Genomic DNA, 22,479 nt, shown 5'->3' with positions numbered 1-22,479 from the left:
TGGTCGCCGCTTTATCGTTTTCTGTAGGCACTTCGATGCCAAGGGCATCCACTCGAATGACAGTCACAGGACTCTATCATGCAAACGACAATCACCCTGAACGCAAACTGGTGGTGGCACATTCCCTGACATGCGGGCGTGTGGTCGTTGCTGTACCTGTAATCTGACAGCAAATAAAGAACACAAAGAAAAAGCCCGCTGACCCCAGCGGGCTTTTTTATTATCCGGTAAATGGACGCGTGATGAAACCGATTAAACAGACATGGCGATGGCAACCCGACTGAAGCGGACAAAACCCACTCAATTTCAAGGAATAGAACGTCATGACTCGCTGTTTTCACTCCATAGGCACACGCCAAGTACCATCGCAAGGGAAGGCCTTATGACTCGTTTATCCCTGGGCGAATTTGACGCCCTCAAGCTCAACGCCCCTTATGTGGCCGACCCGTTGGCCCTGTTCACCCGGCTCTGTCAGGAGAGCCCCAACACCCTGCTGCTCGAATCGGTGGAGATAGACTCCAAGGCGGGCACCCAGAGCCTGCTGCTGGTCGATGCCTGCCTGCGCATCGAGTGCCGGGGCCGCAGGGTGCGAGTGCGCACCCTCAATGACAACGGCCCTGCGCTGCAAGCCTTGTTGCGCGCTCACCTGCCGACCTTCATCAGCCAGGCTGATGCCGATGGCGAACTGGTGCTGGATTTTCCCGCCTCGGATCGGGAGCTGGATGAAGATAGCCGCCTCAAGGGCTATGGCGTACTGGACGTGTTGCGCACCCTGCAGCGCGAGCTGCACTGCCAACTCGGCAAAGAGGCGCTCTTCCTGGCGGGCACCTTTGCCTATGACCTGATTGCCTCCTTCGAAGATCTGCCCCAGGTGCCGGAAGGCAGCAACGACTGCCCCGACTACTGCTTCTATGTGGCCGAGACCCTGATCACCATCGATCACATCAAGCAGAGCACCCAGCTCAGCGCCTGCCTGTTCGGTGGCGAAGGGGACCTGGACGAGCGTTGTGCCCGGCTGACCGACCGCTTGGCGGCCCTCAAGCTGGCCTGCCAGCAAGACCTCGCCGTCACGCGGACCGCCCCCGTGCTGACGGCGGGCATGAGCGTGGACAAGAACGACAAGCAGTTCTGCGCCGAAGTCGAGCGGCTCAAGGGCTTCATCCGTCGGGGCGACATCTTCCAGGTGGTGCCGTCGCGCAGTTTCTCCCTGCCCTGCCCCGACCCGCTCGCCGCCTATCGCCGCCTCAAGCAGACCAACCCCAGCCCCTACATGTTCTATGTGCAGGACGAGGGCTTCACCCTGTTTGGCGCCTCCCCAGAGAGCGCGGTCAAGTTCTGCGCCAAGAGCCGCGAGGTGGAGATGTACCCCATCGCCGGTACCCGCCGCCGTGGCCTCAACCCCGATGGCAGCATCAATCTGGATCTCGATGGCCGCATCGAGCTCGAACTGCGCCAGGACGAGAAGGAGGTCGCCGAGCACCTGATGCTGGTCGACTTGGGCCGCAACGACATCGCCCGCATCTCCGAGCCCGGCACCCGCTACGTGAAGGACTTGCTCAAGGTGGATCGCTACAGCCATGTGATGCACCTGGTCTCCCGGGTGGTCGGCACCCTGAGATCCGATCTGGATGCCCTGCACGCCTATCAGGCCTGCATGAACATGGGCACCCTGACCGGCGCCCCCAAGCTGCGGGCCAGTGAGCTGATCCGTGAGGTGGAAGGGCGCAGACGGGGCAGCTACGGCGGCGCCGTCGGCTATCTAAACGGCACAGGGGAGATGGATACCTGCATCGTGATCCGCTCTGCCTTCGTCAAGAATGGCATCGCCCATGTCCAGGCCGGTGCCGGTGTGGTCTATGACTCCAAGCCCCAGATGGAGGCGGACGAGACCCGCGCCAAGGCTGCCGCCGTGCTGGCCGCCATCGCCGCCAGCCATGGCACCTCACTGCAAGCCCTGAGCGCCCAGCAGGAGCAACATCATGACTAATATTTTCCTGCTCGATAACTTCGACTCCTTTACCTACAGCGCCCCGGCCGATCAGTTCCGCACTTCGAAGGAGCAGTCCCATGACTAATATCTTCCTGCTCGATAACTTTGATTCGTTCACCTACAACCTGGTGGATCAGTTCCGCACCCTCGGCTATCCGGTGCGCATCTATCGCAACAGCCTGCCGGCGACCCGCATCATGGCGGAAATAGAGTCCTGTGGTGGCGACGCCGTGCTGGTGCTCTCCCCGGGCCCTGGCGCCCCCCATGAGGCGGGCTGCCTGATCGATCTCATCAAGCTGGCCCGCGGCCGTGTGCCCATCCTCGGCATCTGCCTCGGCCATCAGGCCCTGTGCGAAGCCTATGGCGGCACCGTCGGCGCCGCCGGTGAAATTGTCCACGGCAAGCGCTCCCTGATAGAGCACAACGGCCACGGTGCCTTCGCCGGTCTGCAAAGCCCCCTGCCGGTGGCGCGCTACCACTCCCTGGTCGCCACCTATGTGCCCGAAGAGCTGCAGGTGATTGCCCACTATCAGGGCATGCCCATGGCCATCGAGCAAGGGGATGAGCGAGTGCTCGGTTTCCAGTTCCACCCCGAGTCCATATTGACGTGCGAAGGGGCACGCCTGCTCACCCAGGCCCTCGCCCATATCACCCGTCCAGTTAGTAGTGTGCGGTAAGGAGACCCTCATGCAGCATCATCTCAACACCCTCTATCAGGGACAGTCTCTCTCCCGCGACGAAGCCCGTGACGCCTTCGGTCAGGTCGTGCGCGGCGAAGTGGACCCCATAGTGCTCGCAAGCCTCTTGACTGCCCTCAAGCTCAAGGGCGAGACCCCCGAAGAGATAGCCGGCGCCGCCGAGGCGCTGCTGGCCGAGGCCCGGGATTTTCCGCGCCCCGATTACCCCTTTTGCGACATCGTCGGCACCGGCGGCGATGGCCTCAATACCATCAATGTCTCCACCACCTCGGCCCTGGTCGCCGCCGCCTGCGGCCTGAAAGTGGCCAAGCACGGCAACCGCTCGGTCTCAAGTAAATCGGGCTCGAGCGATCTGCTCGACAAGATGGGTATCAAGCTCGACATGAGCCCGGCCCAGGCTCGCCGCTGCCTCGACGAGCTCGGCATCTGCTTCCTGTTTGCCCCCCAGTACCACGCCGGGGTACGCCATGCCATGCCGGTGCGCCAGGCCTTGAAAACCAGGACGCTATTTAACGTCTTGGGGCCGCTTATCAACCCGGCCCGCCCCACCTATCAGCTGATGGGGGTCTATGCCCCCGAACTGGTGCGCCCCATTGCCGAAACCCTGCTGGCCTTGGGATTGAAAACCGGTATGGTGGTGCACGGTGCGGGTCTGGACGAAGTGGCCATTCACGGCCCGACCCAGGTCGCCGAGATCCGCGATGGCGAAATTCGTGAGTACTTGCTCACCCCAGCCGATTTCGGGCTCGATACCTACCCGGTCAGCGCCATTCAGGGGGGCGAGCCGGAAGAGAACCGGGCCATCACCGCCGCCATCCTGGCAGGAAAAGGCACCCAGGCCCACAATGCCGCCATCGCCGCCAACGTGGCCCCGCTGCTGGTGATGGCAGGCAAGGCCCCGGACCTCAAGCGTGCCGCCGCCCAGGTGCTGGCCAAGCTCGCCAGCGGCGAAACCAGCGCCCTCGCCCAGGCGCTGGCCACCCTGAGCCATCAGGAGGCATGATGTCAGCGGGACCCAACACAACTCATCGCAGCAAGGATATCGAAATGCTTAACCACCCCTCCCTGAGCCAGACCATTCTCGGCAACATTGTGGCTGCCAAGCAGGAGTGGGTGGCGGCCCGCAAACTGGCCCAGCCCCTCGCAAGCTTCCAGGCCGCGCTCACTCCAAGTGATAGGGACTTTGAGGGGGAACTGCGGGCAGGCGGCACTCGCTTTATTCTCGAATGCAAGAAGGCCTCTCCCTCCAAAGGCTTAATCCGCGACGACTTCAGCCCCGAAGCCATCGCCGATATTTATGGCAAATACGCCACCGCCATCTCGGTACTGACCGACGAGAAATTCTTTCAGGGGGATTTCGCCTTCCTGCCCAGAGTCAGGGCCAGGGTCAAGCAACCCGTGCTCTGCAAGGACTTCATGATTGACCCCTATCAGGTCTATCTGGCCCGCCACTATCAGGCGGACGCCATCCTGCTGATGCTCTCGGTGCTGACCGATGAGGGGTATCGCAGCCTGTTCGCCGTCGCCAGGGAGCTGGGCCTCGGGGTCTTGACCGAGGTGAGCAACGAAGAGGAGCTGGAACGTGCCATCGCGCTGGGCTCGCCGGTGATCGGCATCAACAACAGAGACCTGCGGGACATGAGCGTGAGCCTGGATCGTACCCGCCAGCTGGCGGCGCGGATCCCAGGGGATCGCGTGGTCATCAGCGAATCCGGCATCCAGGATCGCAGCCAGGTCGCCGACCTGCACGCCCATGCCAAGGGCTTCCTGGTGGGCTCCTCCTTGATGAGCGAATCCGACCTGGAAGGGGCGGTGCGAAGGCTTGTCCTGGGTCAGAACAAGGTGTGCGGCCTCACCCGCCCAGAAGATGCCGCCGCCGCCCATCAGGCAGGTGCGGTATTTGGCGGCCTTATCTTCGTGGCGAAAAGCCCGCGCTATGTAGATATCCCGAGCGCCCGCACCGTGATGGCTGGCGCACCGCTTAGCTACGTGGGGGTATTTCGCAATGCCCAGCCCCAAACCATCGCCAAGACGGTCGAGGCCCTCGGGCTCGTCGCCGTGCAGTTGCACGGGGAGGAGGACGCCGCCTATATCGAGGCGCTGCGCCCCCTGCTGCCCGTCCACTGCGAGATCTGGAAGGCGGTCGGCGTCACTCTCGATAAGGCAAGCGGCGAGCCGCTACCCGCCCTCGACTTCCCGGCGGATCGCCTGCTGCTGGATACAAAAGTCGGCAGCCAGAGCGGCGGCACCGGTCAGGCGTTCGACTGGGCCATGCTGGCCAAGCTGGATAAAGCCAAGCTGATGCTGGCGGGGGGGCTCAATCCCGACAACGCCCTGCAGGCCGCCCAGGTGGGTTGCCTCGGCCTTGATTTCAACTCCGGGGTGGAGAGTGCCCCGGGCCAGAAGGATGCGCACAAAATAGCGGCAGCCTTTGGCGCCCTGCGCCAACTGTAAGAGTGCTCTGCGCGCCCTCTGAACATGCACCAAATTAATGAACTGGATTTGCCTATAAGCACAAGGAATAATCTATGACTCTGCTCAACCCGTTTTTCGGTGAATTTCGTCGATGACATGTATGTGCCCCAGCCATACGCCTCAGCCCGCCAAGGCTCATACCTGATCTCAATTGCAGAATGTAAAGGAAGATAACCATGACCCTGCTCAATCCGTTTTTTGGTGAATTTGGTGGCATGTATGTGCCCCAGATCCTGATCCCCGCCCTGCTCCAGCTGGAGAAGGCCTTCGTCGATGCCAAGGATGACCCGGCCTTCGTGGCCGAGTTTGGGGAGCTGCTCACCGAGTATGCCGGTCGCCCGACCCCCCTCACCCTGACCCGCAATCTGACCAAGGGCACCAAGACCCGGCTTTACCTCAAGCGTGAAGATCTGCTGCACGGCGGCGCCCACAAGACCAACCAGGTGCTGGGTCAGGCCCTGCTCGCCAAGCGCATGGGCAAGAGCGAGATCATCGCCGAGACCGGCGCCGGTCAGCACGGGGTCGCCACTGCCCTGGCCTGTGCCCTGCTCGGCCTCAAGTGCCGGGTCTACATGGGTGCCAAGGATTGCGAGCGCCAGAAGCCCAACGTGTTTCGCATGAAGTTGATGGGGGCCACCGTCATTCCTGTGCACTCCGGCTCCAGCACCCTCAAAGATGCCTGCAACGAGGCGCTGCGTGACTGGGCTGCCAATTACGACAGCGCCCACTACCTGCTCGGCACCGCCGCCGGCCCTCACCCCTTCCCCACAATCGTGCGGGAGTTCCAGAAGATGATCGGCGAGGAGGCCAAGGCCCAGTGCTTCGAAAAAGAAGAGCGCTTGCCCGACGCCGTGATCGCCTGCGTCGGCGGCGGATCCAACGCCATCGGCATGTTTGCTGACTTCATTGACAACAAGGAAGTGCGCCTTATCGGGGTCGAACCCGGTGGTCACGGCATAGAGAGCGGCGAGCACGGTGCACCGCTGGGGCACGGCAGCAAGGGGGTCTTCTTTGGCATGCACTCCTACCTGATGCAGGACAACCAGGGCCAGATCCAGGAGTCCTACTCCGTCTCGGCGGGGCTCGACTTCCCCTCCGTCGGCCCCCAGCACGCCCACCTGGCCGCCATCGGCCGCGCCGAGTATGTCTCCATCACCGACAAGGAGGCGCTCGACGCCTTCCAGGAGCTGGCCAAATCCGAGGGGATAATCCCTGCGCTGGAGTCCTCCCACGCCCTGGCCCACGCCCTCAAGATGGCTCGCAGCGAACCTGAAAAAGAGCAGGTGCTGATCGTCAACCTCTCCGGCCGTGGCGACAAGGACATCTTCACCGTTGCCGACATTTTCGAGAAAGAAGGAACCCTGTCATGAATCGCTACGCACAACTCTTCTCCCGTCTGGATGCCGTCAATCAGGGCGCCTTCGTGCCGTTCGTGATGCTGGGTGACCCCACCCCCGAACTCTCCCTGGCCATCGTCGATGCCCTGGTCGAAGGGGGCGCCGATGCCCTCGAACTCGGCATTCCCTTCTCCGATCCGGTGGCGGACGGCCCCACCATTCAGGGGGCGGCCCTGCGGGCCTTTGCCAGCCACACCACCCCGGACGACTGCTTCGGCCTGCTCGGCCGCATCCGCGCCAAGTACCCGGAGCTGCCCATTGGCCTGCTGGTCTACGCGAATCTCGTTTATGTGCGCCATATCGATGGCTTCTACGAGAAGTGCCAGCAGGCAGGGGTGGACTCGGTGCTGGTGGCCGACGTGCCGGTGCAGATGTGCGCCCCCTACAAGGCGGCGGCCGACAAGTTCGGTATCGACAGCATCTTTATCGCCCCGCCCAACGGCGACACCGAGACCCTGAAAGCCGTGGCCGAGCTTGGCAGTGGTTACACCTACCTGGTGAGCCGCGCCGGCGTGACCGGCGCCGAGACCAAGGCCGGCATGCCGGTGGATGGCCTGATCAACACCTTGCGCGAGTTCAATGCTCCCCCCGCCCTGCTCGGCTTTGGCATCAGCGAACCGGCCCAGGTACGTGAAGCCATCAAGGCCGGCGCCGCCGGTGCCATCTCGGGTTCGGCCGTGGTCAAGATCATCGAGACCCACCACAAGAACCCGGAACATATGCTCACTCGTCTGAAGGAGTTTGTGGAAGGGATGAAGGCGGCGACCAATCGATAAGCACAGGATGTATCTGTATATATGTAATAAGAAAGGGAGACCACTAGAGTCTCCCTTTCTTTCCATTTAAATAATAAAAGCAGAGATCACAGACCAAGATAGTTAGTATACAAATAGGCGAAACCATACCTCGTTTTACTTCCGACCATGTATGGCGTTATTATTTTGTTGGCTATAAGGATTTGCTTAAAATCTTCTAGCGTTCCATTTTGGATACTCAAGTCATCAATGTGATTTGACTTTACCTCCTCTAACAGCCTATCAAAATTACTCTCATTTAATACATTCTTTTTATATTGCTCACTGATTTTATTATTTGCCAAATCCAAACAAAAATATTTAACGAACTCGTTACCCTGTTCATTCCATAGGTCTTCCAGATATTTAACAACAGCATTCTTTCGCACTTGTTTACTTGTACAATATGCCAATCCAATTATAGACTTCCCTCTATATTGCTTTTCAGCATCTTGTTCTTCCTGCTCTTCAATTGCATTGGTTATTAAGTCAATAAAAGGACGCAAATTAACGGTCTTATCTGCACTTTGAATGTTGCGATACAAGTCTTCATATGCAGTGCTGAGTCGACCATTCTTCTTCGGTTTTGGGGCACCAAAAAAAGCATTAATAACAGGTTGGATTAGATGTTTATCTAATGGTATTTGATTGTGTTCGATATTTTTTGTTTTTAATTTTTTCCTAATCTGAGAGATTAGCGCAGGGCTTGGCAAAGAGGAGTCAAGAAACTTAAAGAAATTTTCTTTTGAATAGCTAAATACAATTTTCAAAAAATATGAAAATATCTCATTTTGAGACCACTCAAGGTCTATTACTCTTGCACTAAAAGAGTTTTTATTCGTCAAATTACCTAGGCGCTCATAAAGATCCCTACGTAAAAATAACTTGGGATGGATATAGTCATATGGAAATCTCATTGCGATCTTAACCAATGGAGATATAACATCATTCCATAAGAATGGTTTGACAATGTTATCTAACTGGTCAAAAGTGACTATTAACCTTTTATCTTTACTTTTTAGATCCTTGTTAACTTCATTTAGATCGCTAACAATTTTCTCATACAAATCATCATCATTAATTAAAGCTATGATTTTACTTTGCTCATGAGAACTTATTTTTAAATCAATTAATAGATTATTATGCTCCCCACTATATTCTTTTCTAGATCGAATCGCATTCCAGATAAAGAACATCCAGAACTTTTTAATGAACAACTCATCTTTGATATACCGATCAAATCCTAAAAACTCAAAGTTATCATTATCAAAATCTGTAACGTTTAGTACATGATAATCTAAATGTTGCTTTTGTGCCTTTGATGTCAACATTTGGAAAAAGCTATCTATCTGAAGTGCTTTATAAAAAGCTGTTTTTCCTGTTCCCTTATCACCCAGCAGAATACTCTTTTCAGGAATGAATAAATCTTCCATGCACGGACGAAAATAGAAATATTTATTTATATATTCATCAGAATACTCAATGTTCTCAGCATATAAATTAGGCAACCTGCCTTTTACATCATTCAGAACCTTATCTTGTATAGAAATACACAATTCACGCTCATCTACATCTATACTCTCACTCACATTTGATGTTGAATCATCTACAGCTGTAGAATTCAAAAATGAGACGTTACTTTCACCCTCTTCTTTTTCTATTTCTTTTAACTCAATCTCATGTTTTAAAATGCCGGGCGAGGTTGTAACTTCATAAATATAATTAAAAAACTTTTGATATTGACCAGAACCATTCTCACCGTTAATAAAATCATCTACATCATCTTTATCTTCTAAAGGTGTCCCTATAAACTCTAGAGTGTTCTGACGATCAAAATAAAATACTTCAGCATCAAATGATGAAAGACCTTGAATTTGACTTACAAAATTATTGTATCTTTTACTAAAGTTACCACTCAAAATGGAAAGAACAAAACATGCATTTATGTTCATTTCATTCAAGGTTCGCGTTACATACTCTATCCCTGGCTGATTCTGTATGTCATCACCAGCAAGAACTACTACCGTTTTGGAAATTTGAGATAATGCACCAAAAGCGTTATTAAACCCTGTTCTAGAATCAACCAATATCACATCAGGGTGATATTTAGAATTTATGTCACTAATTACATCACTTAATATTTTTACCAGGCGCTCACCTTGTATATCTATCTTGGCAAGCCCTTCCAAGTAAGAAATTAAATCCTCATGACTGTGCAAGATATTACCAGCAGGCATGAGATTTATACTTCCACTACCAGAGTAGCTTTTCTCTATTTCATAGACATAATTTTCAATATCACATTGTTGCAAAAAAACACGGTCATTCAAATACTCAACCAAACCGCTCTTACAGTTATCGGATTGTGAGCTATTAAAGAAGTTTATTAACCCTGGAGCTTCAAAATCACAATCTAGTACAAAAACATTTTTACCTTTTCTCGCTAGATATGTGGCTGTAAGTGCTAGCGAAGTTGTGCGACCGACCCCACCTTTATAGCTAAAAAATGTAACTACATTGCCATTATCATCATTGCTCTTTTTCATGCTCAGCAATGCACCTAAAGAACGCCTCAAGCCATATGATGTTTTATCACCTTTAAATAGATGTTCATAATCATCACTATTAGCTTTTGCAGAGCTTAAAAAAACAATATCTATATTTTCATTTTCTAGCTCATCAGCGAAAATAGATTTCAAATACAAATCAGATTTTTCGTAAATAATGTCGCTAACAACATATACTTCAATGGTTTGATTGACGCGTAACTCAATATAAAAATCTTGAATGTTACTATGTTCAACATTCTCACGAAGATCATCTTCTAACCTTTGGATAAACCGAATTGATTCTAACATTATCAACCCTTACATTTTTTTTAGAAATTGAACTGTATGCTCATGCAATTCTTTTATTTTAAGATAATCTAACTCAAAGTAAGCATACCTTAATTCAGGTGACCAATTATGAAGAAGCTTGTTAAGGTCTTTTTGATCACTTACATAGGATAGGTCACTAACTAATGAACTCAAATAATTCTGCAATCTTTGAAAACTATGTGTTTTTATATTTTTTTGATAATCAATACCAACCTTGGAACAAGAGGCTGCATCAACTTCAGCATGAACATCATATCCATTTAGTTGAAATATCTTGAACTTAATTGCACACTCTATAATATACCCAGACAAATAATAAAGACTCATTACCAAATACTTATATTCATCACCACCGGCCTCTTCCACTGGTAATGAATCAATTTTTTCTTTTAATACCCTGCAGGTATGATTATGCTTTCTTGCAGATGATAAATATTCCAAATACGTCACGTAACGCCCCTAGGAAAAAAGTCCCATAAAAGGATCATATCAAATCCCAAGATTAAGTACACCATATTTAATATTAACATATTTAGACCACCTATTTTCAGGTGAAAAGCTCTGTCCGAACAGCATCACAAGCGGGTGTATCCCTATCCTTATTTGTACCCTCAAGGATATAGAGTGCAATGCAGGGCTGAAATGTGCACGATATATCCAATAGCCATTCCCATACATGAATCCCACCACTACAGCCCCCTGCCCCACACCCGCCACCCCATCAATACCAGCATCAACACAACCCCCGGCAGCCAGACCCAGTAGAGTTCGGAGAAGATCACCGCTTCGCCTCGGGCGGTGAGATAGGCCTCCAGCTTGAAGGGGGCGACCCGGATCACCTGCCAGGGGGCAAAGAAACGCTCGTCACGCCACGGCCAGAGCCAGCCAACCCCCTTGCCGCCAGTGGTGAGGGAATCGAGCAGGCTGTGGGAAAGTAGCGAGACCAGCAGAAACGACCAGACAGTGGCGGCACTCGCCCTAAGCTGGCGGTGAAACAGCATGGCCAGAGTGGGCAGGGCAAAGGCGAACAGCAATGAGTGTGTAAAACCGCGGTGGCCAAAGACATGGCCGTAGGCGACTCCCAGTTTGAAGGCGAGCACATCGGCATCGGGCAGCATGGCGATGGCAACCCCCACCAGCAGCAGACGCGGCGGAATAATCCGGCTGCCAAGCCCGAGCCCTAGGCAGAGGGGTACGACGGCGTGGGTAACTATGGCGGGCATAGGGTAAAGCTCCAACTGAAAACCGGTTCCTACCCTACCCCCGCTCGGTGAAGTGAACATGAAGTGCACTGCGGCTCTGCAAGCGAGCCCCTCCCGGCCCCTCGATCACCCCCCGGACCATCACTAACCACCTTTCTGTTCTAAAAAATGAACTCCTCTACACTTTTATCTCGCAACCAGCACCAGGACCATAAAAAGTGCACCATCGTACACTTTTTATTGCTGTTTACTCTTGCCATGGGTTAAGGTGTAATAACCTACACTTTTTTCCGTGATCATGATGGCAGACGCATCGTTGCAAACCGGCCCGAAAGAACTGGATCCCGCCTCGCTGGGGCTGGCGATCCGCGAGAGGCGCAAGGCCGCCAGGATGACCCAGGAGGTGACGGCCTCACTGTGCGGCATCTCCAAGAAGACCCTGATCAAGATTGAAAAGGGGGGTGATGTCTACCTCTCGACCCTGTTGCAAGTGATGAAGGCGCTGGGGCTGAGGTTGCAACTGGTGCAAGAAACGGGCTCACAGGTAGCGAGCGGCAACAGCCAACCAGAGGTCGGTGATGATGAGTGGTTCTGAGCACCATCGGCTGGAACTTCGGCTGGGTAACCAGCTGATCGGTCATCTTGAATATGACTCCCAACGGGATACTTTTCAGCTCGGCTATACACCTGAGTGGCAAGCACGTGGCTTCCCGCTCTCCCCCCCGCTGGCGCTGGATGGCTCGGCCAGCAGCGCCCAAGTCCGGGCATATCTCGGCAACTTGCTGCCTGAAAATCGCGGGCTGGACCATCTGATTGAGGCGCTCTCCGTTTCGCGCAGCAATCTCTTTGCCCTGATCCACGGCATCGGCCGCGATGTCTCAGGGGCTGTCACCTTTACCCTGCCCGCAGAGCCCGACGTCCCCACCCATTTTCGCCCCATCACCCCGGAAGAGCTGTTGCTGCGCCTCGATCAGCCCGAGATCTGGCCGCTGGAAGTCTGGGATGGTCGCCCCCGCCTCTCGGTTGCGGGCGTGCAGGCCAAGCTCAACCTGCTGCGACTCGAGGGGGCGCTGGGATTTGGCGAGGGCGAGCTCTGTTCCACCCACCTCCTCAAGTTCGAGCACCATCCTCATCTGGTGATCAATGAGTTTGTGACCATGCGGCTGGCCGCACTGCTGGGCATGCAGGTGGCACAGGTCGAACTGCACAGGGTCGGCCAAGGCGATAAGTCCCACCGAGGCTTGCTGGTAGAACGCTTCGATCGGCGCCTCGATGAGGATGGCGTTAGGGTACGCCGTCGCCATATGATCGATGCCTGTCAGGGGCTGGGGTTTCCCGTCGCCCGAAAATATGAACGCAACTTCGGTGACGGGCGGGACGTGGCCCATATTCGGGAAGGGGTGAGCCTGCCACGGCTGTTCAGCCTCAGCGCCCTCTGTGTCAATCCGGCGCAGGCCAGACTGGACATGCTGCAATGGCTGCTCTTCAACCTCTGCGTCAACAATCACGATGCCCACGGCAAGAACTACAGCTTCTTCGTATCAAAAGCAGGGCTGATGCCCACCCCCTGGTACGATCTGGTCAATGTGGGGCTTTACCCCGAGTTCAACCAGCATCTGGCCATGGCCATAGGCGACGAGTTTGCCCCCGAGGCGGTCAACGCATGGCAGTTGCTGGAGATGGCTGAAGCGTGTGACCTGCCCAAACGCCTGTTGCAACAGACCTTGCACAAGGTGGCCAACGACATCCTTCACCATCTGGATGCCGCTATCGCCATGGTTGAGACAGACAATCCCGCCGAGCTGGCTTATCTGGCAGGCTACCGAGACGACGTTGAGCGCCGTTGCCACCATTTTCAGGAGCAGGCGACGCTGTTGCCCGAGCTGCAACTGTAACCGGGCCTTGTCCACCTCATGGGACGCAACCCAGCCTTGAGCCCGTGGCGGGCATTGCCTACAATGACCCACTTTTTATCAAACTCAGGTCCATAAAATGAGCGACAACAAACCTGCACTGCCCGACCGTCTGGCGGCCAACCCGCGCAGCCCGCACCATGTGGCAGAGTGCTTCGAGCACGAGATCGGCATTCGCCTCAACGGCAAGGAGCGCACCAATGTCGAGGAGTACTGCATCAGCGAAGGTTGGGTGAAGATCCCCTCCCCCAAGGCAAAGGATCGCTATGGCAACCCCATGCTGATCACCGTCAAGGGCACCGTCGAGGCGTTTTACGCCTAATAGCCCATGGCAGCCGCCCTGACTCCGGGGCGCGAGCCTGGGTACCGCTCTCGTTATGCCAAGACACCGGCCTCGCGCCGGTGTCTTTGTTTTTCAGCCCAGGGCGCTGCGCCGTCCTCTGCGTATTTTCTCCCCTGATCGGCTTCCCTAAGCGGCTTGCCATTGGTTGCCGGGCTGGGCATGATCGCAGCATTTGGTGTCGTTTGAAAACAGGAACACAATGAAAACGCTGATCTGGCTCTTCGCCTTGGTGCTGCTTGCAGTACTGCCTGGGCATGCGCTCGCACAACCGGCCAAGACCGCCGCGCAGGATCCCCTCGATTTCATCCCTGAGGACTATGTGCTCTTTGAGAAGATGGAGGGGGATCTCAATCGGGATGGCCAGGCGGACATGGTCATCATCATCAAGGGCATGGACCCGGCCAAGCGGCTGGTGGACGAATACCGTGGCAAGCTGGATCGCAACCGACGGGGTCTCATCATTGCGTTCAAGCAGGGGGATCACTACGCCTTGGCGCTGGAGAACCTGGCCTGCTTCTCCTCGGAGCAAGAGGATGGCGGCGTCTATTTTGCCCCCGAGCTCTGGGTATCCATCGACAAGGGGATATTGCACATTCACTACGGTCACGGGCGCTATGGTTACTGGTCCTACAAATTCAGGTATCAGAACGCCGGCTTCACGCTGATTGGCTACGACGACAGTGATAACCGGGGGCCCCTGGTCGAGCGGATGACCAGCATCAACTTCTCGACCCGCAAGGTGCTGATCCGGGAAAACATCAACCAAGATGCGCAGGAGGATGGCGATGAAGTCTTCAGGGAGACCTGGCAAGGCTTCACCCTGCCAGCCCCCTTCCGGCTCGATGCCATCGCGGATTTTGACGGTTTCTATTACGACAAGGTGTACCCGCTGCTCCAGTAGCCGGTGGCGTTGGCCTGGGTCACTGCTGCGCATACCGATACCCCAAGAAGCCTCTGCCGAGGCCGGCTGTTAGCTTGCCGACCATAGGGGCTGAGTACGCCATCTGGCGGCCTCCCCTCTCGGTCAAGGGCGCTCGACAACAAGATTCCCTGGCCGAAAGTGGCCAGCATCCGCGCGCGCAATGACTACCATGGCTTTTTCACCTGATAGGACGTCTCCATGAATACCAACTTCATCATCCAGGCTCTCGATAAGAATCTGTTTGCCCGCGCCATGGGCATGAATGATAAAGAGCTCGAAGCCGTCAATGCCAGATGGCTGATCGCCGATGCCAGCCCAGGGTATCCCTGCCGGGTCTCCTTGCGAGAGGCCTGTGTGGGAGAGAGAGTGCTGCTGATCCACTTTCCTCATCACGACGTGAGTTCACCCTATCGCGCTTGTGGCCCCGTGTTTGTACGCGAACATGCCAAAACCGCCATGCTGGACACAAATGAGATACCTGAGATATTGCCGGGAAGATTGCTCTCTATCAGGGCCTATGACAGTTCCCAGATGATGATCCACGCACAGACTATTCAGGGTACAGAGTTCGAGCAGGCGGTTCGTAATCAGTTTTTAAACGAGAGGGTAAGCTACCTGCAGATCCACAATGCCAACCCCGGCTGCTTCAGCTGCGCCGTGTATCGCGCCTGATGTTGGCTCCAGCCCAAAAGAAGAGGCCCACCATCAGGCGGGCCTCTTCTTTATTGGGGGAAGGCAGATCATGCTTTTAACTCAAGCACCGAACTGAACCCGCCGAAGATCATGCGGGCGCCATCAAACGGCATCGCTTGATTGGCCGGGTTACTCGGATCCATTCTGGGATCCGCCATCATCTTGGCCATGGCGTCATCCCGGATGGCCTTGCTCGGCCACTCGACCCAGGAGAAGACCACAGTTTCATCCTCCTTGGCCGCCACGGCGCGGTAAAAATCGGTCTGCTTGCCGTGGGGCACATCGTCCCCCCAGCACTCCAGCACCCGGGTCGCACCGAACTCGAGGAAGAGGGGATCAAAGTGCTTGGCATGTTCAATCATGGCCTGCTTGTTGGCCGTGGGCACGGCAATCACGAATCCATCGACATATGACATAGAGCCTCCTTGTTGAGGATTTCAGCATAGCAATGGGTACTGTGTACCGCTCACTCCCAAACGGGCCCCATCAACCGGCGACCAGCTGCTCCAGATCGCTGCGCTTGATGCACCGCGAATCCACCTTGACGTAGAGGGAGCGCTCGGCGCTGTCGAGCAACACATCCTTCACCCCTTCACGGGCGCGCACCTTCTGCTCCAACGCCTCGGTGGCCTCCACGCCCTCTGGCAGCACGATGCGCAAGCTGCTGACATAGGGCGGCTCCTGCATGGTGAGGCTGATCCCGAACCAGACCAGCGCCAGCACGGCGCAGCTGCCAAACACCAGGGCGGCCCCCCCCTGGCTGTAGAGCAGGCCCCCCAGGCTGCCGCCGATGGCCACCCCGAGGAACTGACTGGTGGAGTAGACCCCCATGGCGGTGCCCTTGTAACCTGGCGGCGACTCCTTGCTGATCAGCGACGGCAACAGTGCCTCCATCAGGTTGAAACCGATGAAGAACAGCTGCAAGCCGGCCAATATGCTCCACAATTGCAGACCCGACTGCCAGAGCACCACTTCCGCCCCCAGCATCAGCAGCACGCAGATCTGGAATACCCGCTTCATCTGCCTGCGCTTCTCGGCGTAGATGATGAAAGGCACCACGCTCACAAACGCAATCAGCATGGTGCACAGGAATGCCTTCCACTGCTGGTCACGGGGTAGCCCCGCCTGCTCGAGCAGGGGCGGCAGCGCCACGAAGCTCGACATCAGCAGGGTATGCACGCAGAGGATGCCCAGGTTGAGCTTGAGCAGCCGGGGGTTGGCAAGCACCCTCTTGAGCCCGCCCTTGACCAGACTGGACTCGCGGTTGAGCAGATGCGCCTTGGGGGCCGGCACCCACCAGAGGGTGATGGCGATGCCGCCAAAGGCGAGCAGGGCTATCAGCCAGAACAGCCCCGAGAGGCCGATGGCATGGGTGATGAGCGGCCCCGTCACCATGGCGATGGCGAAGGTGATGCCAAAGCTGATGCCGATGAAGGCCATCGCCTTGGTGCGATTCTGCTCGCGAGTGAGATCCGAGAGCAGGGCCATGACGGCGGCGGAGATGGCGCCGCTGCCTTGCAGGGCGCGGCCGAGGATCACGCCCCAGATGCTGTGGGTCAGCGCGGCAATCACGCTGCCCAGGGCAAACATCAGCAGGCCGCCGACGATGAGGGGTTTGCGACCGATGCGATCCGAGAGCAGCCCGCAGGGGATCTGCAGCAGGGCCTGAGTCAGGCCATAGATGCCGATGGCGATACCGATCAGGGTTTCGGTGGCGCCAGCCAGAGACATGCCGTAGGTAGTCAGTACCGGCAGCACCATAAACATGCCGAGCATTCGCAGGGAGAAGAGGGAACCGAGTGCCCAGGTGGCACGCAGTTCACCCCGGGTCATCTTGAAATCATGCATGACGGCCTCAGTGTGATTGGAGGTGTGTGGTCGGGATAGTGGCCGAGGAACCGGTGGTCATGGGTAGCAAATACAGGCGATGGCGCTGACGCCGTCGCCTGGGAGAAAACAGACCTGGCCCTTGGCCATCCCCATATAACAACAGAGCCGGGAAAGTTCCCGGCTCTGGATTCTACTCATTTTCAGGGCAAGATGAACAAGCCGATCTCTACTCTGAGGGCGACCGCAAGGTTCAAGGCAACATGCTCACCAAGACGGGCGCCGCATCCGGCTGGAAGTCCACCGACATCATCACACTCAGACAAGTGATGGTGACAATCGAGAACATAAACAGCTTGCGGGCCCACAGGGAGTCATCGACCGCCTGCTTGTAACCCGACAGGGCCATCCCCAACCACCAGACGCTGACGGCCGTGGCCACGATCAGGTACTTGTAACCGGCGTAGCCGCCGAGGAACAGCATCAGGGTCGGTACCATGAAGGCCAGGATGTAGAGGGTAATGTGGTGCTTGGCCACAGAGATGCCCTTCACCACCGGCAACACCGGGATGCCCGCCGCCTGATAATCCTTGAAGCGGAAGATGGCAATCGCATAGGAGTGCGGCATCTGCCACAGGCTGAAGATCGCCAGCAGGATAAGCGCACCGGAGTCGAACTGGCCGCTCACCGCACAATAACCGATGACCGGGGGCGCGGCGCCAGACAGGCTGCCAATCAGGGTGCCATAGACCGAATGACGCTTCATATAGAGGCTGTAGACCCCCACATAGACAATGAAGCCAAACACGGCCAACAGCGCCGCCAACGGATTGGCCGCACCGTAGAGCAACCCGACCCCGGCGATGCCGAGGGCAGTCGCGTACCAGAGCGAGACGCCGGGGGCAATGAGCCCCCTCACCAGGGCGCGGTGCTTGGTGCGCTCCATGATACAGTCGATGTCCCGGTCGATGTAGTTGTTGAACACACAACCGGAGGCGACCACCAGGGAGACCCCCACCATGGTCATGATGAACAGGGGCAGATCCAGGCTCCCCTTGGATGCCAGCAGGAAACCGCCGATAACCGAAATGAGGTTACCGAAGATGATGCCCGGCTTGGTCACTTGCAGGTATTGCTTCATCATCACACCACTCAACTTGGCATCATGTTGATGTTGAGGTTGTACATGATCCACAAGGATCCCCCCACCACGATGGCGATGATGAGCACGGTAAACACCAGGGCCACCAGGTTCCAGCGCTCCTCGGAGGAGGTGTTCATGTGCAGGAAGTAAACCAGATGCACGAAGATCTGGATGACGGCAGTGGCGACCACAGTGCCCAGGATGAGGTGATGGGAGGCTGAGCCGTCCATCACCATCCAGAACGGGATGGCGGTCAGTATCACCGAGAGCACGAAGCCTATCAGGTACGTCTTGGCGCTGCCGTGGCTGGCGCCGTGATTGTCAACAGCATGACTCATTACATTGCCCCCATCAGATAGACCACGGTAAACACACAGATCCACACCACGTCCAGGAAGTGCCAGAACAGGCTCAGGCACATCAGACGGGTACGGTTACGCTCGGTCAGCCCCTTCTTGGAGATCAGCACCATCATCACGATGATCCAGATAAGTCCACTGGTGACGTGGATACCATGGGTACCGACCAGGGTGAAAAAGGCGGAGAGGAAACCACTGCGCTGCGGGCCGAAGCCTTCGGCGATCAGGTGATGGAACTCGTAGATCTCCATGGCGATGAAGCCGGCACCCAGCAAGAAGGTGACCATCAGCCAGGCCTTGACCGTGCCGACCCGGTTCTGGTTCATGGCCAGCATGCCAAACCCGAAGGTGATGCTGCTAAACAGCAGCAGCATGGTCTCGCCAAACACGAACGGCAGTTCGAAAATGTCCTTGCCGCTCGGGCCCCCGGCGGTGCCATTGACCAGCACCGCGTAGGTTGCAAACAGAGTGGCAAACAGGATGCAGTCACTCATCAGGTAGATCCAGAAGCCGAACACCTTGGTGGCGCCGGCATCATGGTGCCCGTCATGGGCACCCTGATGATGATTGTGTTGCAGAATATCAGTAGCCATATCGGTTCTCATGCCACCTTGCTGATGTTGTCATGATGCTGACCTTCGATGCGTTCGATCTCGTCGACCTGCACGTAGTAGTCCACATCATCGTTGAAGCTGTGAATGATCCAGGTGGCTATCATGCCAACGAAGCCGGCGATGGCCATCCACCAGATGTCCCAGATCATGGCGAAACCAAACACCACGCTGAAGGCGGCGATGATGACGCCCGCACCGGAGTTCTTCGGCATGTGGATCGGGGCGTAGCGCTGGGGCTGCTGGTAGGCAGAACCGTCCTGCTTGGCTTCCCAGAACGCATCCAGTCCGGCAATCTTCGGCTCGATGGCGAAGTTGTAGAAGGGCGGCGGGGAAGAGGTTGCCCACTCCAGGGTACGGCCACCCCAGGGATCGCCGGTCAGATCGCGGTTCTTCTCGCGGTCACGAATACTGACCACCACTTGAATCACCTGGCACAACACGCCGATGGCAATCAGGCCGGCGCCGCACGCGGCCACCACCAGCCAGCCATGGAAGGCGGGATCGATCTGCTGGCTGACCCGACGGGTCATGCCCATGAAGCCCAGCACGTAGAGCGGCATGAAGGCCACGAAGAAGCCGGTGATCCAGAACCAGAAGGAGCGCTTGCCCCAGGTCTCGTCCAGGGTGAAGCCGAACGCCTTCGGGAACCAGTAGGTGATACCGGCGAAGCAGCCAAACACTACGCCGCCGATGATGACGTTGTGGAAGTGCGCGATCAGGAACAGGCTGTTGTGCAACACGAAGTTGGCAGCCGGTACCGACAGCAGCACCCCGGTCATCCCCCCAATGGTGAAGGTGATGATGAAGCCGACGGTCCACAACATGGGCGAGGTGAACGCGATGCGACCCCGGTACATGGTGAACAGCCAGTTGAAGATCTTAACCCCGGTCGGGATCGAGATAATCATGGTGGAGATGCCGAAGAAGGCGTTGACGTTGGCACCCGACCCCATGGTGAAGAAGTGGTGCAGCCAGACCACGAAGGAGAGCACGGTAATGGCGATGGTCGCCCACACCAGGGAGGTATAACCGAACAACTTCTTCTTGCTGAAGGTCGCCACCACTTCCGAGAAGATACCGAACACCGGCAGCACCAGGATGTAGACCTCGGGGTGACCCCAGGCCCAGATCAGGTTGATGTACATCATCATGTTGCCACCCATGTCATTGGTAAAGAAATGGGTACCCAGGTAACGGTCTGCGGTGAGCAGGGCGATGGTGACGGTCAGGATCGGGAAAGAGGCGATGATCAGGATGTTGGCGCACAGGGCGGTCCAGGTGAACACCGGCAGACGCATCATGGTCATGCCCGGAGCCCGCATCCTGATGATGGTCGCGAAGAAGTTGACCCCGGTCAGCAGAGTGCCAAGACCCGAAATCTGCAGACTCCAGATCCAGTAATCGACCCCGACGCCCGGGCTGTACTCCTTGCCCGACAAGGGCGGATAGGCCAACCAGCCGGTCTGGGCAAACTCACCGACCCCGAGGGAGGTGTTGATCAGCACCACGGCCGCGGCGGTGAACCAGAAGCTCAGGTTGTTCAAGAAGGGGAAGGCCACATCACGGGCACCGATCTGCAGCGGCACCACAATGTTCATCAGACCGATCACCAGCGGCATGGCCACGAAGAAGATCATGATGACGCCGTGGGCGGTGAAGATCTGGTCGTAGTGGTGAGGCGGCAATATGCCCTCCCCCCCGGCCGACGCCATCACCTGCTGGGTACGCATCATCACCGCATCGGCGAAGCCGCGCAGCAGCATGACCATGCCCAGAATGAGATACATGATCCCCAGTTTCTTGTGATCCACCGAGGTGAACCACTCCTGCCACAAATATTGCCACTTGCCGTAATAGGTTATTAGCCCGGCAATGGCCATCCCGCCCAGCAATATGCAGGCAACCGTGACCACGATAATGGGCTCATGGTAAGGGATGGCCTCGAGTGTTAATTTTCCAAACATCTATTATTCCCCGGATACCGCTTGTACTGACTGGCTAGCCATCGGCATATTCATCTGACCGGCATGATCCTGGTGCTCACCCTGTTGCTGGTGTGCACTGTGATCCATGCTCTGGCCATGACTCATATCCATTTTTTCGCCCTCTTTCATCTTCATGCCGTGACCCATGAACTTATTGATCACCTTGGTGAACAGAGCTGGATCGGCACTGGAGAAATACTCGACCGGATGGTATTGGCTCGGTTTGGCAAGCACATCAAATTCACCCATGGTCATGAGTGGCTTGGACGACTGCTTCACCTTGGCAACCCAGGCATCGAAACCTGCCTGATCCGGCGTGGCGATGGCCTTGAATTTCATGCCGGAGAAACCGGCACCGCTATAGCTGCTGGAGATACCGTCGTATTGACCGGCCTCGTTGGCGATAAGGTGTAATTTGGTCTGCATGCCCGCCATGGCGTAAATCTGACCGCCCAGGCTAGGAATAAAGAAGGAGTTCATGACCGAATCGGAGGTGATACGGAAATTGACCGGCGTATTGGCCGGGAATGCCAATTCATTGACAGAGGCTATGCCCAATTCCGGATACACGAACAGCCATTTCCAATCCAATGAGATCACATCAACCTGGACAGGTTTGACGTCAGAGACCAGCGGCTTGTATGGGTCAAGCTCGTGGGAGGTTTTCCAGGTGATCACGGCCAGGATGGCAATGATGATGACGGGGACTGTCCAGACGACCACTTCTATCTTGGTCGAGTGGGCCCAATCCGGTGCGTAAGTGGCACTGGTATTGGAAGCGCGATATTTGCGGGCAAATACCACTGCCATGACGATGACTGGAATAACCACAATTAACATCAAATACAATGCTGTTAATATCAGTGACTTTTCTTCCAGGCCAACTTGGCCCTTGGGATTCATTAATGCCATATCACAACCACTCAGCAAACTGGCGGCGGTGATTAATAACAAAGTCCCCAAGCCCTTCTTATATTCCAAAGGTCTCATGCTACTTCCTTTATCTATCTTGCAAGACGTAAAGCTATAAATAAAACACATTATTTTGAGCAAGACACACCCATGTGAACAACATGAAAAATTAATCGAAGCAAATGGTTACTTTTTGGAAACCAGATGTCAGCGTTCCATTAACTAATCGCAAGGTCGTCGGGCACAAATAAGTGCCCCATGCGAGGCCCAAAAAAGCCATCATGACGCAAAATGAACAATCCCTGAACAGTTGCCATTGTGAAGAGTGGGGT

General features: G+C 55.7%; 21 protein-coding genes. 11 read left to right on the top strand and 10 right to left on the bottom strand.

Features of this window, described 5'->3' with window-relative positions:
• Positions 1-382 precede the first annotated feature (382 nt).
• The 6 genes from BN1130_RS03260 (at position 383) to trpA (ending at position 7,336) form a co-directional block, all read left to right on the top strand.
• Positions 383-1,987 carry an anthranilate synthase component 1 gene (locus BN1130_RS03260; RefSeq protein WP_042040298.1) on the top strand — a complete coding sequence of 535 codons (1,605 nt, stop codon included), beginning with the start codon at positions 383-385 and terminating at the stop codon, positions 1,985-1,987.
• An 80-nt stretch (positions 1,988-2,067) separates the two neighbouring features.
• Positions 2,068-2,667: an aminodeoxychorismate/anthranilate synthase component II gene (locus BN1130_RS03255; RefSeq protein WP_042040297.1), complete on the top strand. Its 600-nt coding sequence runs from the start codon at positions 2,068-2,070 to the stop codon at positions 2,665-2,667.
• A 10-nt stretch (positions 2,668-2,677) separates the two neighbouring features.
• Positions 2,678-3,691 (top strand): anthranilate phosphoribosyltransferase, encoded by a 1,014-nt coding sequence (trpD, locus tag BN1130_RS03250; RefSeq protein ID WP_042040296.1) that lies wholly within the window; start codon positions 2,678-2,680, stop codon positions 3,689-3,691.
• 44 nt (positions 3,692-3,735) lie between these two features.
• Positions 3,736-5,142, top strand: coding sequence for a bifunctional indole-3-glycerol-phosphate synthase TrpC/phosphoribosylanthranilate isomerase TrpF (gene trpCF, locus BN1130_RS03245; RefSeq protein WP_157013876.1), 1,407 nt, complete (start codon positions 3,736-3,738; stop codon positions 5,140-5,142).
• Between the two features lie 197 nt (positions 5,143-5,339).
• Positions 5,340-6,533 (top strand): tryptophan synthase subunit beta, encoded by a 1,194-nt coding sequence (gene trpB, locus BN1130_RS03240; RefSeq protein ID WP_042040294.1) that lies wholly within the window; start codon positions 5,340-5,342, stop codon positions 6,531-6,533.
• Entirely contained in the window at positions 6,530-7,336 is an 807-nt protein-coding gene (trpA, locus tag BN1130_RS03235; RefSeq protein ID WP_042040293.1) for a tryptophan synthase subunit alpha, read from the top strand. Before trpB ends, trpA begins: the two co-directional genes overlap by 4 nt.
• Before the next feature lie 86 nt (positions 7,337-7,422).
• Here the strand turns inward: trpA and BN1130_RS03230 are convergent, their stop codons facing one another.
• The 3 genes from BN1130_RS03230 to BN1130_RS03225 all read right to left on the bottom strand — a co-directional run bounded on the left by BN1130_RS03230 (position 7,423) and on the right by BN1130_RS03225 (position 11,456).
• Positions 7,423-10,212 carry a tyrosine-protein kinase family protein gene (locus BN1130_RS03230; RefSeq protein WP_042040292.1) on the bottom strand — a complete coding sequence of 930 codons (2,790 nt, stop codon included), beginning with the start codon at positions 10,210-10,212 and terminating at the stop codon, positions 7,423-7,425.
• 9 nt (positions 10,213-10,221) lie between these two features.
• Positions 10,222-10,683 carry a hypothetical protein gene (locus BN1130_RS22075; RefSeq protein ID WP_157013875.1) on the bottom strand — a complete coding sequence of 154 codons (462 nt, stop codon included), beginning with the start codon at positions 10,681-10,683 and terminating at the stop codon, positions 10,222-10,224.
• 239 nt (positions 10,684-10,922) lie between these two features.
• A complete protein-coding gene (locus tag BN1130_RS03225; protein ID WP_042040290.1) occupies positions 10,923-11,456 on the bottom strand; it encodes a metal-dependent hydrolase in 534 nt (177 codons plus the stop codon).
• 280 nt (positions 11,457-11,736) lie between these two features.
• Between BN1130_RS03225 and BN1130_RS03220 the strand changes: the two genes are divergently transcribed.
• The 5 genes from BN1130_RS03220 to BN1130_RS03200 all read left to right on the top strand — a co-directional run bounded on the left by BN1130_RS03220 (position 11,737) and on the right by BN1130_RS03200 (position 15,285).
• Positions 11,737-12,030: a helix-turn-helix domain-containing protein gene (locus BN1130_RS03220; RefSeq protein WP_232301917.1), complete on the top strand. Its 294-nt coding sequence runs from the start codon at positions 11,737-11,739 to the stop codon at positions 12,028-12,030.
• Positions 12,014-13,330, top strand: a complete 1,317-nt coding sequence (locus BN1130_RS03215) for a HipA domain-containing protein (protein ID WP_084218112.1) — start codon at positions 12,014-12,016, stop codon at positions 13,328-13,330. The genes BN1130_RS03220 and BN1130_RS03215 overlap by 17 nt, the downstream gene beginning before the upstream one ends.
• Positions 13,331-13,427: 97 nt before the next feature.
• Positions 13,428-13,670 (top strand): DUF3297 family protein, encoded by a 243-nt coding sequence (locus BN1130_RS03210; RefSeq protein ID WP_042040288.1) that lies wholly within the window; start codon positions 13,428-13,430, stop codon positions 13,668-13,670.
• A gap of 220 nt (positions 13,671-13,890) precedes the next feature.
• The gene (locus BN1130_RS03205) at positions 13,891-14,592 is read left to right on the top strand and encodes a hypothetical protein (protein ID WP_042040286.1); all 702 of its coding nucleotides are present in this window, start codon (positions 13,891-13,893) and stop codon (positions 14,590-14,592) included.
• Positions 14,593-14,811: 219 nt separating this feature from the next.
• Positions 14,812-15,285, top strand: coding sequence for a DUF1203 domain-containing protein (locus BN1130_RS03200; RefSeq protein WP_042040284.1), 474 nt, complete (start codon positions 14,812-14,814; stop codon positions 15,283-15,285).
• Between the two features lie 68 nt (positions 15,286-15,353).
• Here the strand turns inward: BN1130_RS03200 and BN1130_RS03195 are convergent, their stop codons facing one another.
• From BN1130_RS03195 to cyoA, 7 genes are all read right to left on the bottom strand, one after another.
• Positions 15,354-15,722: a DUF1428 domain-containing protein gene (locus BN1130_RS03195; protein WP_042040283.1), complete on the bottom strand. Its 369-nt coding sequence runs from the start codon at positions 15,720-15,722 to the stop codon at positions 15,354-15,356.
• A gap of 70 nt (positions 15,723-15,792) precedes the next feature.
• Positions 15,793-17,154 (bottom strand): MFS transporter, encoded by a 1,362-nt coding sequence (locus tag BN1130_RS03190; protein WP_042040282.1) that lies wholly within the window; start codon positions 17,152-17,154, stop codon positions 15,793-15,795.
• A gap of 232 nt (positions 17,155-17,386) precedes the next feature.
• Positions 17,387-18,280 (bottom strand): heme o synthase, encoded by an 894-nt coding sequence (gene cyoE, locus BN1130_RS03185; protein ID WP_042040309.1) that lies wholly within the window; start codon positions 18,278-18,280, stop codon positions 17,387-17,389.
• A 5-nt stretch (positions 18,281-18,285) separates the two neighbouring features.
• Positions 18,286-18,615 (bottom strand): cytochrome o ubiquinol oxidase subunit IV, encoded by a 330-nt coding sequence (locus BN1130_RS03180; RefSeq protein WP_042040281.1) that lies wholly within the window; start codon positions 18,613-18,615, stop codon positions 18,286-18,288.
• The gene (locus tag BN1130_RS03175; RefSeq protein WP_005905469.1) at positions 18,615-19,229 is read right to left on the bottom strand and encodes a cytochrome o ubiquinol oxidase subunit III; all 615 of its coding nucleotides are present in this window, start codon (positions 19,227-19,229) and stop codon (positions 18,615-18,617) included. The genes BN1130_RS03180 and BN1130_RS03175 overlap by 1 nt, the downstream gene beginning before the upstream one ends.
• An 8-nt stretch (positions 19,230-19,237) precedes the next feature.
• A complete protein-coding gene (gene cyoB / locus BN1130_RS03170) occupies positions 19,238-21,214 on the bottom strand; it encodes a cytochrome o ubiquinol oxidase subunit I (protein ID WP_042040280.1) in 1,977 nt (658 codons plus the stop codon).
• 3 nt (positions 21,215-21,217) lie between these two features.
• On the bottom strand, positions 21,218-22,225 hold the full coding sequence (gene cyoA, locus BN1130_RS03165; RefSeq protein ID WP_084218111.1) for a cytochrome o ubiquinol oxidase subunit II: 1,008 nt from the start codon (positions 22,223-22,225) through the stop codon (positions 21,218-21,220).
• Positions 22,226-22,479: the final 254 nt, after the last annotated feature.

It is taken from the genome of Aeromonas rivuli, assembly GCF_000820045.1.
GTDB lineage: Bacteria > Pseudomonadota > Gammaproteobacteria > Enterobacterales > Aeromonadaceae > Aeromonas > Aeromonas rivuli.
Note: the sequence above shows the minus strand (reverse complement) of the source record. Positions and strands in the feature narration are given on the sequence as shown.

Coding starts and splice junctions, on each gene's coding strand:
- trpB (WP_042040294.1), top strand. CDS start 5,340: ATGACCCTGCTCAATCCGTTTTTTGGTGAATTTGGTGGCATGTATGTG.
- BN1130_RS03200 (WP_042040284.1), top strand. CDS start 14,812: ATGAATACCAACTTCATCATCCAGGCTCTCGATAAGAATCTGTTTGCC.
- BN1130_RS03180 (WP_042040281.1), bottom strand. CDS start 18,615: ATGAGTCATGCTGTTGACAATCACGGCGCCAGCCACGGCAGCGCCAAG.
- BN1130_RS03195 (WP_042040283.1), bottom strand. CDS start 15,722: ATGTCATATGTCGATGGATTCGTGATTGCCGTGCCCACGGCCAACAAG.
- BN1130_RS03210 (WP_042040288.1), top strand. CDS start 13,428: ATGAGCGACAACAAACCTGCACTGCCCGACCGTCTGGCGGCCAACCCG.
- BN1130_RS03175 (WP_005905469.1), bottom strand. CDS start 19,229: ATGGCTACTGATATTCTGCAACACAATCATCATCAGGGTGCCCATGAC.
- cyoA (WP_084218111.1), bottom strand. CDS start 22,225: ATGAGACCTTTGGAATATAAGAAGGGCTTGGGGACTTTGTTATTAATC.
- BN1130_RS03215 (WP_084218112.1), top strand. CDS start 12,014: ATGATGAGTGGTTCTGAGCACCATCGGCTGGAACTTCGGCTGGGTAAC.
- trpA (WP_042040293.1), top strand. CDS start 6,530: ATGAATCGCTACGCACAACTCTTCTCCCGTCTGGATGCCGTCAATCAG.
- BN1130_RS03260 (WP_042040298.1), top strand. CDS start 383: ATGACTCGTTTATCCCTGGGCGAATTTGACGCCCTCAAGCTCAACGCC.
- BN1130_RS03230 (WP_042040292.1), bottom strand. CDS start 10,212: ATGTTAGAATCAATTCGGTTTATCCAAAGGTTAGAAGATGATCTTCGT.
- BN1130_RS03225 (WP_042040290.1), bottom strand. CDS start 11,456: ATGCCCGCCATAGTTACCCACGCCGTCGTACCCCTCTGCCTAGGGCTC.
- BN1130_RS03205 (WP_042040286.1), top strand. CDS start 13,891: ATGAAAACGCTGATCTGGCTCTTCGCCTTGGTGCTGCTTGCAGTACTG.
- BN1130_RS03255 (WP_042040297.1), top strand. CDS start 2,068: ATGACTAATATCTTCCTGCTCGATAACTTTGATTCGTTCACCTACAAC.
- cyoB (WP_042040280.1), bottom strand. CDS start 21,214: ATGTTTGGAAAATTAACACTCGAGGCCATCCCTTACCATGAGCCCATT.
- trpCF (WP_157013876.1), top strand. CDS start 3,736: ATGCTTAACCACCCCTCCCTGAGCCAGACCATTCTCGGCAACATTGTG.
- BN1130_RS03190 (WP_042040282.1), bottom strand. CDS start 17,154: ATGCATGATTTCAAGATGACCCGGGGTGAACTGCGTGCCACCTGGGCA.
- trpD (WP_042040296.1), top strand. CDS start 2,678: ATGCAGCATCATCTCAACACCCTCTATCAGGGACAGTCTCTCTCCCGC.
- BN1130_RS03220 (WP_232301917.1), top strand. CDS start 11,737: ATGGCAGACGCATCGTTGCAAACCGGCCCGAAAGAACTGGATCCCGCC.